Raw genomic sequence first — 15,790 nt, 5'->3', positions numbered from 1 at the left:
ACCGCGCGGGCAATCCGCTCGTTCAGGACATCGTCACGCACTGGGGCGAATGGCGCGACGGCGTGCCGCGCCGGTGACGGCCAGCGTCTTCAGCGAGAGATCGACGCGAAGTTCAATGCGCGTGCGGCGCGGAACGGAACGGCGTCCAGACGGGCGTCGTGTCGTCCCAATGATCGAGCGGCGAAGGAAGTTGATCGTTCATCACAGGCTCCTGCAACTAACTGACTAATCGGGTGTTCGATGGCGGTGTCTCGATGCCGCGCCGCGGATCATCCGCTGCGCGGCGTTGAGCATTGACCGATGCTCAACGGCCTGCGCCGGCGAGCTGGTTGCCTTCCGGTGTCGGGCGATACGGGCCTTGCGCGAGTTCGAGCCCTTGCGGATACGAATTCGCCTTGCGCAGCCAGGCCAGCGTGCCGTCGCGGCGGGCCTGCTCGACTTCCGCGCTGACTTCGGCACGCGTACGCGGGCCGTTGTTGTGCTGCGTGTACCACGACGTGTTCGCGTAGTCGCCGGCGTGCGGGGTGGTCGTATCGGCGAAGGCCGGTGCGGACACGGCGAGTGCGAGCGCGACGGCGGAGAGAAGATGGCGGCGGTTCATGACGTAACTCCTGTGTTGGTCGGAGTTGGCGCGTCGGCGCTTGCTCCGGTCCCATCAAGCGGGATCTGTTCGATGCGCAACGAGGTGCGCGACAGGGTTTACTCTAGGGGGACGTTCCGGCGCGATAAATGCGGCTGACGCGAATTGAATTGTCGTGATGGTGGAACAATCGCGATCCGTACTGTCGGCAGGGTTACTCGAAAATCGCGCACAGCCGCCTGCAGCGGGGCTCCCGGCGATTTAGCGCGGCGCGCGCCGTCACGCACGCGGCCGATTGCCGCGCACGGCGCAAAGGTGTGATGCGGATTCAGGAAAGGCGCTGTGCGGGGCGGGGAAGGCGGCACGAACGTGACGCCGTGGCGGCGCGAAGGCAGGACGGCGCGCGGGCCGCACAGCCCGCGCGCCGCGGTTCAGACGATTACGCGACCCACTCGTTGATGACCGGCGTGTCGAGCGCCGGTGCGCGCTCGGCTTCCTCGAACGTGCGCTTGCTGCACGTCGCGTCGAGGCTGCCCTTGCCGCTCAGCAGCGGGCAGCGGTCGAACACTTCGGCGATCCAGTCGACGAACACGCGTACCTTCGGCGACAGGTGCCGGCTGTGCGGATACACGACCGAGATCGGCATCGGCAGCGGCTTGAGGCCGGGCAGCACTTCCTTGAGCCGGCCGTCGCGCAGGTGCGGCAGCACCATGAACAGCGGCGGCTGGATCAGGCCGAAGCCTTCGAGCCCGCACGTCACGTACGCATCGGCATCGTTGACCGACACGATCGCGTTCATCTTGACCTCGACTTCCTTGCCGTCGGTCAGGAACGTCCAGTCGATCGTGCGGCCCGTGCGGCTCGAGAAGTAGTTGACGGCCTTGTGGTCGTTCAGATCCTCGATCGTCCGCGGCTCGCCGAACTTCTCGAGATACGCGGGCGCAGCGACCGACACGCACTCGAACAATCCGACCCGGCGCGCAACCAGCGACGAATCTTGCAGCGCACCGACGCGGATCACGCAGTCGACGCCTTCCTGCAGCAGGTCGACCGGCCGGTCGGACAGGCCGAGCTGCAGGTCGATGTCCGGATAGCGCGTGTGGAATTCGCACAGCGACGGAATCACCAGCAGCCGCCCGATCGAGCCCGGCATGTCGATACGCAACTTTCCGTGCGGCTTGCGGTTGTTGTTCTGGAAGCTTGCTTCGGTTTCCTCGACATCGGCGAGGATCCGCACGCAGCGTTCGTAGTACGCGGCCCCGTCCGGCGTGAGCGACAGCCGGCGCGTGGTCCGGTGCATCAGCCGCACGCCGAGGAAGGCTTCGAGATTCTGGATGATCGTCGTGACGGACGCCCGCGGCAGGCTGAGCGACTCTGCTGCCTTGGTGAAGCTGCTTGTATCGACGACGCGAGTAAACACCTGCATGGCCTGAAGCCGGTCCATCACAACCTCCGCAATCTAATTTGCCGCCCGAACGACAAGGCTGCGCTACCTCATGGGTAAGCGCAGCCTGGATTGTTCGGGGGCGTTGAATTGTGTTGCCGGATTATAGGCATTTATCCGGATGTCTGCCGGACCCAGAATTCGTTCCATCTCGAAATGGATGCTGCATCGTCATGGACGCTTCTGAATTCAGCAAATTCCTGAAAGCCGCGTTGCCCGCCGAAGCCAGAGCCGGCGCGGCACTGACGGTCGCGGAGGTGGAAATCCCCGGCTACGCGCAGGACATCGTGCTGCGCCTCTATCGGCGCGCGGACAAGACCGGATTGCCGGTAGTGCTTTACTTCCACGGCGGCGGTTTCGTGCGCGGCACGCTGGATGACGCCGATTTCGCCGCGCGCTTTTTAGCAGAACGCTTACCGGCTCTCGTAGTGTCGGTCGATTATTCGCTCGCGCCGGCCTTTCCTTTTCCGGCCGCGCCGGAGGATGCGTATCGCGCGGCCGTGTGGGCCGCGACGCGCGCCCGCGCGTTCGGCGGCAATCCGAAGAAGATCGGCGTCGCGGGGCACGATGCGGGCGGCCAGCTCGCGAACTGTCTCGCGTTCATCGCGCGCGATCGCGGCGAAGTGTCGATTGCCGCGCAGGCCCTGTTCGGGCCGATGCTCGACCCGAGCATGACGCGCATCGGCGACGCCGAACGCCTTGCGTCGGACATCACCGCGCGCGAATGCGCGGCCTGTTATCGCGCCTATCTGCCGCAGGCGGCGCAGCGCATGCACCCGTATGCGGCGCCGCTCGAATCGGTGCGCCTCGCGGGCCTGCCGCCGACGCTCGTCGTCACCGCGCAGAACGACGTGCTGCACGTCGAAGCGGAGAAATATGCGGGCTGCCTGATTTCATCGGGCGTGCTCACGCAGGTGATCCGCTACCCGGACGTCACGCACGCGGCGCTCGCGACGCACGAGGCCGCGCTCGAGGAGGCCGTGCGCTTCTTCCAGTGCCGCTTCCAGGCGCGCCAGCCGAACCGTTCCGAATAACCAGAACCAATCCACGCTTATTGGAGATCCACATGGCCATCCTACGCACCTCCCGCTCCCGAATCGCGACCGCGGCGATCGCGACGCTCGCCGTCGTCGGCCTCGGCACGTTCGGCGCGATGCGCGTGAACGCGAACGCGCCCGAAAAGGCGGCAGCGCCGCTGCCCGAAGTCGACGTCGCGACCGTCGTGCCGCAGACCGTCACCGACTGGCAAGGCTATTCGGGCCGCCTCGAGGCGGTCGAGAAAGTCGACGTGCGCCCGCAGGTGTCGGGCACGATCGTCGCGGTGAACTTCAAGGACGGCGCGCTCGTGAAGAAGGGCGACGTGCTGTTCGTGATCGATCCGCGCCCGTACCAGGCGGAAACCGACCGCGCGGCCGCGCAGCTCGCCGCCGCGCAGGCCCGCAACGGCTATGCGCAAAGCGACTGGCAGCGCGCACAGCGGCTGATCGGCGACAACGCGATCGCGAAGCGCGACTACGACGAAAAGCAGAACGCGGCGCGCGAAGCGACGGCGAACCTGAAGGCCGCCGAAGCCGCGCTGGAAACGGCGCGCATCAACCTCGGCTATACGCGCATCACCGCACCCGTGTCGGGCCGCGTATCGCGCGCGGAAATCACGCTCGGCAACGTCGTGTCGGCCGGCGCGTCGGCCGCGCCGCTGACGACGCTGGTGTCGGTGTCGCCGATCTACGCGTCGTTCGACGCGGACGAGCAGACCTACCTGCAATACATCAACGGCGCGCGCAACGGCCGCAAGGTGCCGGTCGAGCTCGGCCTCGCGAATGAAACGGGCTACTCGCGCAGCGGCGAGATCGACTCGGTCGACAACCGGCTCGACACGTCGTCCGGCACGATCCGCGTGCGCGCGCGCTTCGACAACGCGGACGGCACGCTCGTCCCCGGGCTCTACGCGCGCGTGAAGGTGGGCGGCAGCGCACCGCACGAGGCGCTGCTCGTCGACGATGCGGCGATCAACACCGACCAGGACAAGAAGTTCGTGTTCGTCGTCGACCAGCAGGGCCGCGTGTCGTATCGCGAAGTGCAGCAGGGCATGCAGCACGGCAACCGGCGCGTGATCGTGAGTGGCCTCGCCGCCGGCGATCGCGTGATCGTGAACGGCACGCAGCGCGTGCGGCCGGGCGAGCAGGTGAAGCCGCACATGGTCCCGATGACGGGCGGCGATGCGCCGTCCGCGCCGCTCGCGGACAACGCGAAGCCGGCCGCACCGGCGAAGGCGGAATCGTAAGCGGCCCGCCGCTTCGATTTCCGCGTTCAACCAGACAGAGCAACCCATGAACATTTCCAAATTCTTTATCGACCGGCCGATCTTTGCAGGAGTCCTATCGGTGATCGTCCTGCTCGGCGGGGTGATCGCGATGTTCCTGCTGCCGATTTCGGAGTATCCGGAAGTCGTGCCGCCGTCCGTGATCGTGAAGGCGCAGTATCCGGGCGCGAACCCGAAAGTGATCGCCGAGACGGTCGCGTCGCCGCTGGAAGAGCAGATCAACGGCGTCGAGGACATGCTCTACATGCAGTCGCAGGCGAACAGCGACGGCAACATGACGATCACCGTCACGTTCAAGCTCGGCACCGATCCGGACAAGGCCACGCAGCTCGTGCAGAACCGCGTGAACCAGGCGTTGCCGCGCCTGCCGGAAGACGTGCAGCGGCTCGGCATCACCACGGTGAAGAGCTCGCCGACGCTGACGATGGTGGTCCACCTGATCTCGCCGGACAACCGCTACGACATGACCTACCTGCGCAACTACGCGCTGATCAACGTGAAGGATCGCCTGTCGCGGATCCAGGGCGTCGGCCAGGTGCAGCTGTGGGGTTCGGGCGACTACGCGATGCGCGTGTGGCTCGATCCGCAGAAGGTCGCGCAGCGCGGACTGTCGGCCGAGGACGTCGTGCAGGCCATCCGCGAGCAGAACGTGCAGGTCGCGGCCGGCGTGATCGGCGCGTCGCCGTCGCTGCCCGGCACGCCGCTGCAACTGTCGGTGAACGCGCGTGGCCGTCTGCAGACGGAAGACGAGTTCGGCGACATCGTCGTGAAGACGACGCCGGACGGCGGCGTCACGCATCTGCGCGACATCGCGCGCATCGAGCTGGACGCGTCCGAGTACGGGCTGCGCTCGCTGCTCGACAACAAGCCGGCCGTCGCGATGGCGATCAACCAGTCGCCGGGCGCGAACTCGCTGCAGATCTCCGACGAAGTGCGCAAGACGATGGCCGAGCTGAAGCAGGACATGCCGGCCGGCGTCGACTACAAGATCGTCTATGACCCGACGCAGTTCGTGCGCTCGTCGATCAAGGCCGTGGTGCACACGCTGCTCGAAGCGATCGCGCTGGTCGTGATCGTCGTGATCGTGTTCCTGCAGACCTGGCGCGCGTCGCTGATTCCGCTGATCGCGGTGCCGGTGTCGATCATCGGCACGTTCTCGCTGCTGCTGGCGTTCGGGTATTCGATCAACGCGCTGTCGCTGTTCGGGATGGTGCTCGCGATCGGGATCGTGGTCGACGATGCGATCGTGGTGGTCGAGAACGTCGAGCGCAACATCGAGAGCGGGATGAACGCGCGGGCGGCGACCTACAAGGCGATGCAGGAAGTGAGCGGGCCGATCATCGCGATCGCGCTGACGCTCGTCGCCGTGTTCGTGCCGCTCGCGTTCATGTCGGGCCTGACCGGCCAGTTCTACAAGCAGTTCGCGATGACGATCGCGATCTCGACGGTGATCTCGGCGTTCAACTCGCTGACGCTGTCGCCGGCGCTGTCCGCGATCCTGCTGAAGGGCCACGGCGACAAGGAAGACTGGCTCACGCGCGTGATGAACCGCGTGCTCGGCGGCTTCTTCCGCGGCTTCAACAAGGTGTTCCATCGCGGCGCGGAGAACTACGGCCGCGGCGTGCGCGGCGTGCTGTCGCGCAAGACGCTGATGCTCGGCGTGTACCTCGTGCTGGTGGGTGCGACCGTGCTCGTGTCGAAGGTCGTGCCGGGCGGCTTCGTGCCCGCGCAGGACAAGGAATACCTGATCGCGTTCGCGCAGCTGCCGAACGGCGCGTCGCTCGACCGCACCGAGAAGGTGATCCGCGACATGGGTTCGATCGCGCTGAAGCAGCCGGGCGTCGAGAGCGCGGTCGCGTTCCCGGGGCTGTCGGTGAACGGCTTCACCAACAGCTCGAGCGCGGGCATCGTGTTCGTCACGCTCAAGCCGTTCTCGGAGCGGCACGGCAAGGCGCTGTCGGCCGGTGCGATCGCCGGTGCGCTGAACCAGCAGTACGGTGCGATCAAGGATTCGTTCGTCGCGGTGTTCCCGCCGCCGCCGGTGCTCGGCCTCGGCACGCTCGGCGGGTTCAAGATGCAGATCGAGGATCGCGGCGCGGTCGGCTACGCGAAGCTGTCGGATGCGACCAACGACTTCATCAAGCGCGCGCAGCAGGCGCCGGAACTCGGCCCGCTGTTCACGAGCTACCAGATCAACGTGCCGCAACTCAACGTCGATCTCGACCGCGTGAAGGCGAAACAGCTCGGCGTGCCGGTCACCGACGTGTTCAACACGATGCAGGTGTATCTCGGCTCGCTGTACGTGAACGACTTCAACCGCTTCGGACGCGTGTACCAGGTGCGCGTGCAGGCCGACGCGCCGTTCCGTCAGCGCGCGGACGACATCCTGCAGCTGAAGACGCGCAACGACCGTGGCGAAATGGTGCCGCTGTCGTCGCTCGTCACGGTGACGCCGACGTTCGGCCCGGAAATGGTCGTGCGCTACAACGGCTACACCGCAGCCGACATCAACGGCGGCCCGGCGCCGGGCTTCTCGTCGGGTCAGGCACAGGCGGCGATCGAGCGTATCGCGCATGAAACGCTGCCGCGCGGCGTGCGGTTCGAATGGACCGACCTCACGTACCAGCAGATCCTGGCAGGCGATTCGGCGATGTACGTGTTCCCGATCAGCGTGCTGCTCGTGTTCCTCGTGCTCGCCGCGCTGTATGAAAGCCTGACGCTGCCGCTCGCGGTGATCCTGATCGTGCCGATGAGCATTCTGTCGGCGCTGACGGGTGTGTGGCTCACGCAGGGCGACAACAACATCTTCACGCAGATCGGCTTGATGGTGCTGGTGGGGCTGTCCGCGAAGAACGCGATCCTGATCGTCGAATTCGCACGCGAACTGGAGCATGACGGCAGGACGCCGCTCGAGGCCGCGATCGAGGCGAGCCGGCTGCGGCTGCGCCCGATTTTGATGACATCGATCGCCTTCATCATGGGTGTCGTGCCGCTCGTCACGTCGACGGGGGCGGGTTCGGAAATGCGCCATGCGATGGGTGTCGCGGTGTTCTTCGGGATGCTCGGCGTGACGCTGTTCGGGCTGATGCTGACACCGGTGTTCTACGTCGTGCTGCGCACGCTGGCGGGCGGCAAGATCCACGTCGCGGGCAAGGACTCGGCCGGCTATGGCGTGTCGCCTTCCGGTGCGCCGGCTACGGATGCTTGAGGACAACAAGATGGACAACATGCACAACACGAATGGCCTGATGCGCTTCGCGAAGGTGGCGGCCGCGAGCACCCTGCTCGCGACGCTGCTCGCCGCGTGCGCGGTGGGACCCGACTACAAGCGCCCGGACGTGTCGACGCCCGCGGCGTTCAAGGAAGCGCCGACGCTCGCGGCCGGCGAACAGGCCGGCACATGGAAGACCGCCGAACCGGCGGACGGCGAGCATCGCGGCGAATGGTGGAAGGTGTTCGGCGATCCGGTGCTCGACTCGCTCGAGTCGCAGGCGCTCGCCGCGAACCAGAACCTGAAGGCCGCGGCGGCGCGCGTCGAGGAAGCGCGTGCGGCGACCCGCACCGCGCGCTCGCAGTGGTTCCCGCAGGTCGGCGCCGGGTTCGGGCCGACGCGCGAAGGGCTGTCGTCGGCGTCGCAGTTCCAGCCGCAGGGCACGGGCCCGACCACCGCGACGCTGTGGCGCGCGCAGGGCACGGTGTCGTACGAGGCCGACCTGTTCGGCCGCGTGAGCCGCAACGTCGAGGCGTCGCGTGCCGACCAGGCGCAGAGCGAGGCGCTGTTCCGCTCGGTGCAGCTCGCGCTGCAGGCGGACGTCGCGCAGAACTACTTCGAACTGCGCCAGCTCGACTCGGACCAGGACCTGTACCGCCGCACGGTCGAACTGCGTGATCAGGCGCTGAAGCTCGTACAGCGCCGCTTCAACGAAGGCGACATCAGCGAGCTCGACGTGTCGCGCGCGAAGAACGAGCTGGCAACCGCGCAGGCCGATGCGGTCGGCGTCGCGCGCCGGCGCGCGGCGTCCGAGCATGCGCTCGCGATCCTGCTCGGCAAGGCGCCCGCGGACTTCGCGTTCAAGGAAACGCCGATCGTGCCGGTCGCGGTGAAGGTCCCGCCGGGTCTGCCGTCGGCATTGCTCGAACGCCGCCCGGACGTGTCGGCGGCCGAGCGCGCGATGGCGGCCGCGAACGCGCGGATCGGTCTCGCGAAGTCGGCGTACTTCCCGAAGCTGGATATCACGGGTGCATTCGGCTATGAGGCGTCGACGCTCGGCAACCTGTTCATGTGGTCGAGCCGCACGTTCCTGCTCGGGCCGTTCGCCGGCACCGCGCTGACGCTGCCGCTGTTCGACGGCGGGCGGCGGGCGGCCGGCGTGCAGCAGGCGCGCGCGCAGTACGACGAGCAGGTCGCGAACTACCGGCAGCAGGTGCTCGTCGCGTTCCGCGAGGTCGAGGACAATCTCGCCGATCTGCGTCTGCTCGACGACCAGATTCGCGCGCAGGATGCGGCCGTCAATGCGTCGCGCCGTGCGGCGACGCTGTCGCGGACGCAGTATCAGGAAGGCGAAGTGGCCTATCTCGACGTGATCGACAGCGAACGGTCGGTGCTGCAGTCGCAATTGCAGGCGAACCAGCTGACCGGGGCGCAGGCCGTGTCGACCGTGAACCTGATTCGCGCGCTGGGCGGCGGGTGGGGCGCGGCGCCGACGGCGGTCGGCGATGCGGCGTCGTCCGTCAAGGAGGCGGTGGCCGCGCGTTGAGCGTGCGCGACGACGGGCGATACGATGCACCGCCCGCCCGGTCGTCGACGAATCGAACCCCGGTACGTGGGCGCAAGCCTGCGTGACCGGGGTTTTTGCTTGGTGATTGTGGTGTGTGGGGGGCGAGTGTTGCAACTAACGGTCAAGTCGACCGGCGCCTGCCAACGAGAAGCGATGCAGCCCGGACCCGCACCGTCTTTGAACCGGTTGAAGCAGGAAAGTCGGGCGACACGAACGCCGCCCGTGAACTTATGCCGCGACGAACTCGTGCACGTAGCGGTTGAACACGGCGGGGCTCGCCGCGTTCATCCCGTGCGACGCACCGGCGACGGTCTGCCGTTGCGCATCGCCGATCCACTGCGAAAGCGTGTCGACGTTGTTGCGGAACATCTTCGGGCTGCGCTGGCCGTCGATCAGCAGCGTGCGGCACGCGATATCCGATGCCGTGTGCTGCGAATACGCGGGCAGCGGATCCTGCAGCTGCTTCGGCAGCGTGCTCGCGTTGTCGATCGCCATCGTGCGAAAGCGCGACGTGCTCTTCTTCCACGCGCCCGGCAGGCTCACCGAGTCGACGAACATCTCGAGGCCGGCTTCCACTTCGCCTTGCCCGATCAGATTCACGGCCTGCGTGCGCAGCGCGATCGCGGCGGCCGGCAGCGCGGCTTCGCGCACGCCCGGCTGTTGCAGCGGGCCGCCCGGATCGGCGAGCGTCAGCGTGTCGACGAGCTGCGGATGCTGGCGCGCGACGTTGAACGCGACGCTGCCGCCACGCGAGTGGCCGACGAGATGCACGGGGCCGAGATCGAGCGCGTCGATGAATTCGGCGAGCTCGTCGACGTGGTTCTGCCAGCTGAACTCGTCCTGGATGCCGGCCTCGACGGCCGGCCAGTAATGGCTCAGGCTCGGCGCGATGCAGCGGTAGTGGGCCGACAGCGACGCGAGTTGCGGATCCCAGTAACGGTAGTCGCACAACGATCCGTGCACGAAGACCATCGGCGCGCCGCTGCCCCGCTCGACATACGGCAGGCTGATGCCTGACGAAAGCGTCGCAAATTGCAGGTCGGGGTTCGCGAGCACCGAAGGCTCGATTCGCATGTTCATGACTGAAAACTCAATGGGTGCGTCATCACGTCGCAACTATGCCTCACGGCAAGCTGCAAGGAAAACGCATAATTTTCATCGTGACGATCAATTTTATTGATGGCTCGGCTGAAAACCCTTGTCGCTGCGTGGGGAAGTGCCGAAGTCTTCAATCATCTGATGATTTATTTGACGGCTGAAAGCACGTGTGAACGCCTGCGCAGGCGCGCATCTGAGCGGGGGAAACGGGAGAAAGGGCCGCCGAACGCGACCCGCGCATCACCGCACCACCAGCGCGGGCGCGGTCTGAAGCTCGACGGGAAGGTCGTTGTCGGCGGCGAACTGCATCGCGAAGTCGAACGCGTCGGCGCATACGTCGCGCAATTCGTCCGACACGAACAGGCATTTGACGTTGCCGTCGACGACCGGCATCGCGAGCCGCGACAGTGCGCACGGATAGCCGGGCCGCCGCTCGCCGACGAACAGCGTGATGACATCCGCGAGGCGCTCAGGCCAGTCGCTCGGTCGGAAGGTTTTCTGCGCGCGCGTGACGCCGCGGATCAGGTGGCCGTCGATGCGGCCGTGTTCGGTGACTTCGATGCGATCCATGCTGTTCTGCGTATCCTTGTTCGCGTCATTCGCCGCCGTCGGCCGCCGCGTCGCCGCGCGCGGGAATCCGCAGGTTGCGCAGCTTGTGATAAAGCGTCTTCTTCGGCATGCCGAGCGCGACGCTCGCGTCCGCCACGTTGCCGTTGTGACGCCGCAGCATGTCTTCGATCAGCATCCGCTCGAAATACGCCATCTGCTCGGCAAGCGTGCCGCCGGCCGCCGGCGCGCCGCCGGACGACAGCAGGCTGTCGCCGGTCAACCCGAGCACGAAGCGATCGGCCACGTTCTGCAATTCGCGCACGTTGCCGGGCCATGCATGCGTCATCAGTTCGGACACCTGCGCAGCCGTGACGACCGGCGCCGGCTGCCCGAAGCGCCGTGCGGCAGCGAGCACGAAATGCTCGAACAGCAGCGGCACGTCCTCGCGCCGCTCGCGCAGCGGCGGCAGCTCGATCTGCGCGACGTTGAGCCGATACAGCAAGTCCGCGCGGAAGCGCCCGTCGGCCGCGAGTTCGGCGAGATCGGCCTTCGATGCGGCCACCACGCGGCAGTCGACCGGAATCAGCTCGTTCGCGCCGAGCCGCTCGACCACGCGCTCCTGCAGCACGCGCAACATCTTGATCTGCAGCGGAATCGGCATCGTCTCGATCTCGTCGAGGAACAGCGTGCCGCCGTGCGCCCATTCGATCTTGCCGATGCGCTTCTTGATCGCGCCGGTGAATGCGCCGGCCTCATGGCCGAACAGCTCGCTCTCGAACACCTGCTCGGGCAGGCCGCCGCAATTCAGCGCAACGAAATGCGCGTCGCGCCGTCCGCCGAAGTCGTGCAGGCTGCGTGCGATCAGTTCCTTGCCGGTGCCCGTCTCGCCGGTGATCAGCACCGACACCGACGTATCGGCGAGCCGCAGGATCTTCTTGCGCACGTCGGCCATCGCGGGCGACTTGCCGAGCACGAACGCCTCGATGCCCTGCCAGTTGTTCAGCGCCGCGCGCAGCCCCTGCACCTCGAGCGTCAGGCGGCGCTTCTCGACCGCACGCGCGACGCGGCCGGCGATCACGTCCGACGAGAACGGCTTCTCGATGAAATCGTACGCGCCGTCCTGCATCGCGCCGACGGCCGTCGAAATGTCGGCATGGCCGCTGATCAGCACGACCGGAATCTGCGCATCGACGGCCATCACGCGTTCGAGCAGCTGCAGCCCGTCGATGCCCGGCATCCGCACGTCCGACACGATCACGACGGGGGCGCCGGGCGCGACGTGCGTGAGCGCGTCGGCGGCCGAAGCGAATGCGTCGACCGGGAACCCGGCGAGCGCGACGGCCTGCTCGACGCCGATCCGGACGTTTTCATCGTCCTCGACGACCAGCACGCGAATCTCATCTTCCATGCTCTATCCTCTGTTGCGGCGTCGCCGCCGCGAATTCGATACTGAACTGTGCGCCGCCTTCGTCGCGGTTCGTCGCGGCGATCTTCGCGCCGAACGCCTCGACGATGCGCGACGTGATCGCGAGGCCGAGCCCGAGGCCCTGGCCGCGCGGCTTGGTCGTGACGAACGGCTCGAACAGGTGCGGCAGCACGTCGGGCGCGATGCCCGCGCCGCTGTCGGCCACCGAGAAGCGCACGCGGCCGGCGTCGTCCGGCCCGGCGGCTTCGATCACGATGCGCCGCACCGGCGCGTCGTGCACCGCGTCGAGCGCGTTGCCGAGCAGGTTCACGATCACCTGCTGCAACTGGCTCGATTCCGCGGACACCGTCGTGCCGGGCGCGATGTTCACGTCGAGCTGCACGCCTTCGTCGCGGATCCGCGCATCGTAGATGAGGCGCGCATGCGCGACGGCCTCGTTCAGCGACACCGCGACGCGCTCGACGTCGGGTTTGCGCGCGAAGGTCTTCAGCTCGCCGGTGAGCACGGCCATGCTGTCGACGAGCTTGCCGATCCGTTCGAGATTCGCATACGCCGGCGCCGGCTGGCCGCGCTCGAAGAACGTACGCGCGTTGTCGCACAGCGTGCGGATCGCGACGAGCGGCTGGTTCAGCTCGTGCGTGAGGCCCGCGGCCATCTGCCCGAGCACCGCGAGCTTGCCCGCGTGCACGACTTCCTGTTGTGAATCGCGCAGCCGCTGCTCGGTGCGCTCGCGCTCGACGATCTCGCGCTGCATCCGCTCGTTCGCCGCCGTCAGCGCGGCCGTGCGTTGCGCGACGGTCAGCTCGAGCCGGTCGTTCGCGCGGCGCAGCGCATCTTGCGCGTTCAGCCGCGCGACGATCGCCCGGCGCCGCTGGATCGCGTAGCCGGCCAGCAGCGCGGCGATCAGGAACGCGCCGGTGACGAACACGAACGCGGTCTGCTGCTGGCGCCGCGCGCCGGCGATGTCGAGCAGCACCATCAGCGAATCGCCGGCCTGCGGCGCGGGCCGCGACATCACGAGATAGCGCGTGCTGCGGCCGGCGTGACGCGGATCGGGGAACGTGCCGAACCATGCGGCGGCGCTGCGGTCGCCGAGGTGGCGGTAGGGCAGCATGTCGACCGTGCGGCCCGCGTATTGCCGCGACGCCTGGATGTCGCGCTGCTGCTGCGCGGTGATCGGGCGCAGCGCGGTGAACTTCCACGCCGGCTCGGTCGAGATCACGATCACGCCGTTGCCGTCGACCACCATCGCGGCGACGCCCGGCGCGCGCCACGCGGATTCGAGCGGGTCGACGCTGATCTTCACGGCCGCCGCGCCGATCGGCACGCCACCGTCGCGCACCGCGCTCGCGAAGTAGACGCCCGGCACGCCGGTGTTGGTGCCGATCCCGAAGAAGCGGCCGCTGCCGTGCGCCAGGGCATCCTTGAAGTACGGCCGGTACGACACGTTGGTGCCGACGAAGCTGATCGTCTCGTTCCAGTTGCTGGCGGCGATCACTTCGCCCCGCAGGTCGATCACGTCGACGGCGCCGCTGCCCGCGTCGCGGTTCACGGCTTCGAGATACGTGTCCACCGTGTGCGCGAGCGCGGGCCGGTCTTGCGGCGCGGCCCGCAGCAGCGCGCGCACGCCGTCTTGCCGGGCGACCAGGCCGGGCAGGATCTCGAAGCGGCCGAGTTCGCTCTTGAGGCTCGACGCGTACAGGTCGAGCCGGTGCGCGCCGGTTTCCTCGAGCGCGTCGATCGCGCGTTCCCACGCGAAATCGACCGCCGCGCCCGCCACGCCGACATACAGCACGGCGGCCGACGCCCAGCCCCACCACGGGATTCCCTTGAAGCCTTTCTGCACGTTCGCCCTCATCGATGCCCGCAACCGGTCGCTCGCAACCGGCCGTCCTGGACCGGCCGTCCGAGACCGGCCGTCCGCAACCGGCCGTCCGCAACTCCGGCCGTCCCAAACGCCCCGCCACAACGACGCGCGCCGCGCGCCGGCAAAGCCGGCGGCGGCGCGTGCGAAGCAGCCTGCGCGACGGTGCGCGCAGCGGCGCGTCATCCGAAGTGCGCGACCAGGATCAGCGTCACGGTGACGACGATCGCGCCGCCGATGCGCGTGGCGATCTGCGCGAACGGCATCAGCTGCATCCGGTTCGCGGCGGTCAGGATCGCGACGTCGCCGGTGCCGCCTTGCCCGCTGTGGCAGGCGTTCACGATTGCGGTGTCGATAGGGTACATCTTCAGCAGGCGGCCGACCACGAAACCGGTGCCCATCAGCGTCGCGACGGTCGACACGATCGTGACGACGTTGACGATCGTGAAGGCGGCGGTCAGCTTGTCCCACGGCGTCATCGCGACGCCGATCGCGAACAGCAGCGGGTACGTGACGGCGGTCGAGAAGAACTTGTAGACGACGAACGCGCCTTCCTGCAGCGGCGGCGACACCGCGCGCGCGAGCTTCACCAGCACCGCGAGGAACAGCATCGCGACCGGCGCGGGCAGGCCGAACAGCTTGTGCGCCATCAGGCCGACGAGGTACAGCGTGATCGCCGTGATGCCGGCGCCCGCGATGTGCGTGACGTCGACGTGGCCGCGGATCTCCTCGCTTTCCGGCGTCATGTCGCCGCTTTCGCCGACCTGCAGGCGACCGTTGCCGGTCAGGTGCGGCAGGCGCTTGCCGAGCATGTCGAGCGCGCCCGACAGGATGATCGCGGTCAGGCTGCCGAGCATCACCGGCGGCAGCACCATCGCGAACATCTCGCCCTGCGGCAGGTGCATCAGTTCCGAATAGCCGATCGACAGCGGAATCGCACCTTCGCCGACGCCGCCCGCCATGATCGGCACGACGATGTACAGCAGCGTGTGGCGCGCGCCGAGGCCGAGCGCGGTGCCGACCGCCGTGCCGACGATCGCGGCCGCGACCGAACCGGCGGCGAGCGGAATGAAGATCTTCACGAAGCCCTGGATCAGCACGCGCCGGTCCATGCTCAGGATGCTGCCGACGATGATCGACGCGATGAACAGGTACAGGAAGTTGGTCGACTTCGTGAACTCGACGGTGAGGTTCAGCACCGGCTTCGGCAGCACGTGGTAGTAGGTGAGCGCCGACGGCACGAAGGTCGCGAAGATCGCGGCCGCGCCGATGTTGCGCAAGAGCGGCAGGCGCTTGCCGAGTTCCGCGCAGGTGAAGCCGAAGAACGCGAGCACGGCGATCGCCATCGAGATCTCGCCGGGCACCTTGCCCGTCACCGCGAAGCCGACGATCAGCCCGAACAGGATCACGTAGACCGGCAGCGGGATGATGCCGATGCGGATTTCCATCAGCTTCCACCAGCCTTCCGGCCAGAAGCGTGTGCGCGTGGCGGGACCGGCTTCGGCAAGTGCCTCCGGACGGGATTGGGTGGGGATTGAGGTCTGCAAGACGTGTCTCCTGATGTTTGGAATGCCCGCATTGCTACGCGGCATCGTGTGGCGTCTCTTAATGCAACCCCCGTGCCAAGCATTCCGGCCTGCCGGAATATTTTTAGGGCATTGATTTATAAGGATTTTGTTTCGTCTGGGGAAAGGATGGCAACACCCGGCTGGCCGAGATTTCGGAATT

11 protein-coding genes are annotated in these 15,790 nt (G+C 67.4%); 4 read left to right on the top strand and 7 right to left on the bottom strand.

What is annotated here, in order from left to right; all coding sequences use genetic code 11:
• Positions 1 to 304 precede the first annotated feature (304 nt).
• Together DIE17_RS33950 and ceoR are read right to left on the bottom strand one after the other, a co-directional pair.
• Complete coding sequence (locus tag DIE17_RS33950) at positions 305 to 601, bottom strand: DUF4148 domain-containing protein (protein ID WP_044845765.1); 297 nt, start codon at positions 599 to 601, stop codon at positions 305 to 307.
• Between the two features lie 418 nt (positions 602 to 1,019).
• Positions 1,020 to 2,024, bottom strand: a complete 1,005-nt coding sequence (gene ceoR / locus DIE17_RS33940) for a putative multidrug efflux transcriptional regulator CeoR (RefSeq protein WP_044845764.1) — start codon at positions 2,022 to 2,024, stop codon at positions 1,020 to 1,022.
• A 173-nt stretch (positions 2,025 to 2,197) separates the two neighbouring features.
• On the opposite strand from ceoR, the gene DIE17_RS33935 reads away from it, so the two are divergent.
• The 4 genes from DIE17_RS33935 to opcM are packed head-to-tail and all read left to right on the top strand — an operon-like array spanning position 2,198 to position 9,104.
• Positions 2,198 to 3,058 carry an alpha/beta hydrolase gene (locus DIE17_RS33935; protein ID WP_044845763.1) on the top strand — a complete coding sequence of 287 codons (861 nt, stop codon included), beginning with the start codon at positions 2,198 to 2,200 and terminating at the stop codon, positions 3,056 to 3,058.
• 32 nt (positions 3,059 to 3,090) lie between these two features.
• Entirely contained in the window at positions 3,091 to 4,308 is a 1,218-nt protein-coding gene (gene ceoA / locus DIE17_RS33930) for a multidrug efflux RND transporter periplasmic adaptor subunit CeoA (protein ID WP_044845762.1), read from the top strand.
• Positions 4,309 to 4,354: 46 nt separating this feature from the next.
• Complete coding sequence (gene ceoB, locus DIE17_RS33925) at positions 4,355 to 7,555, top strand: multidrug efflux RND transporter permease subunit CeoB (protein WP_124530140.1); 3,201 nt, start codon at positions 4,355 to 4,357, stop codon at positions 7,553 to 7,555.
• 10 nt (positions 7,556 to 7,565) lie between these two features.
• The gene (gene opcM, locus DIE17_RS33920) at positions 7,566 to 9,104 is read left to right on the top strand and encodes a multidrug efflux transporter outer membrane subunit OpcM (protein WP_124489337.1); all 1,539 of its coding nucleotides are present in this window, start codon (positions 7,566 to 7,568) and stop codon (positions 9,102 to 9,104) included.
• Between the two features lie 249 nt (positions 9,105 to 9,353).
• Here the strand turns inward: opcM and DIE17_RS33915 are convergent, their stop codons facing one another.
• From DIE17_RS33915 to DIE17_RS33895, 5 genes are all read right to left on the bottom strand, one after another.
• The gene (locus DIE17_RS33915) at positions 9,354 to 10,205 is read right to left on the bottom strand and encodes an alpha/beta fold hydrolase (protein WP_044845756.1); all 852 of its coding nucleotides are present in this window, start codon (positions 10,203 to 10,205) and stop codon (positions 9,354 to 9,356) included.
• Between the two features lie 258 nt (positions 10,206 to 10,463).
• Positions 10,464 to 10,793, bottom strand: a complete 330-nt coding sequence (locus DIE17_RS33910; RefSeq protein WP_124921719.1) for a DUF3579 domain-containing protein — start codon at positions 10,791 to 10,793, stop codon at positions 10,464 to 10,466.
• A 25-nt stretch (positions 10,794 to 10,818) separates the two neighbouring features.
• Positions 10,819 to 12,180, bottom strand: coding sequence for a sigma-54-dependent transcriptional regulator (locus tag DIE17_RS33905; RefSeq protein ID WP_044845755.1), 1,362 nt, complete (start codon positions 12,178 to 12,180; stop codon positions 10,819 to 10,821).
• Complete coding sequence (locus tag DIE17_RS33900; protein WP_124921718.1) at positions 12,170 to 14,056, bottom strand: ATP-binding protein; 1,887 nt, start codon at positions 14,054 to 14,056, stop codon at positions 12,170 to 12,172. The genes DIE17_RS33905 and DIE17_RS33900 overlap by 11 nt, the downstream gene beginning before the upstream one ends.
• Positions 14,057 to 14,244: 188 nt before the next feature.
• Positions 14,245 to 15,609: a 2-hydroxycarboxylate transporter family protein gene (locus tag DIE17_RS33895; protein WP_124523783.1), complete on the bottom strand. Its 1,365-nt coding sequence runs from the start codon at positions 15,607 to 15,609 to the stop codon at positions 14,245 to 14,247.
• Positions 15,610 to 15,790: the final 181 nt, after the last annotated feature.

It is taken from the genome of Burkholderia sp. Bp9099, from assembly GCF_003857805.1.
Lineage (GTDB): Bacteria > Pseudomonadota > Gammaproteobacteria > Burkholderiales > Burkholderiaceae > Burkholderia.
The sequence above is the reverse complement of the archived record's forward strand: the minus strand, read 5'-3'. Positions and strand labels throughout refer to the sequence as shown.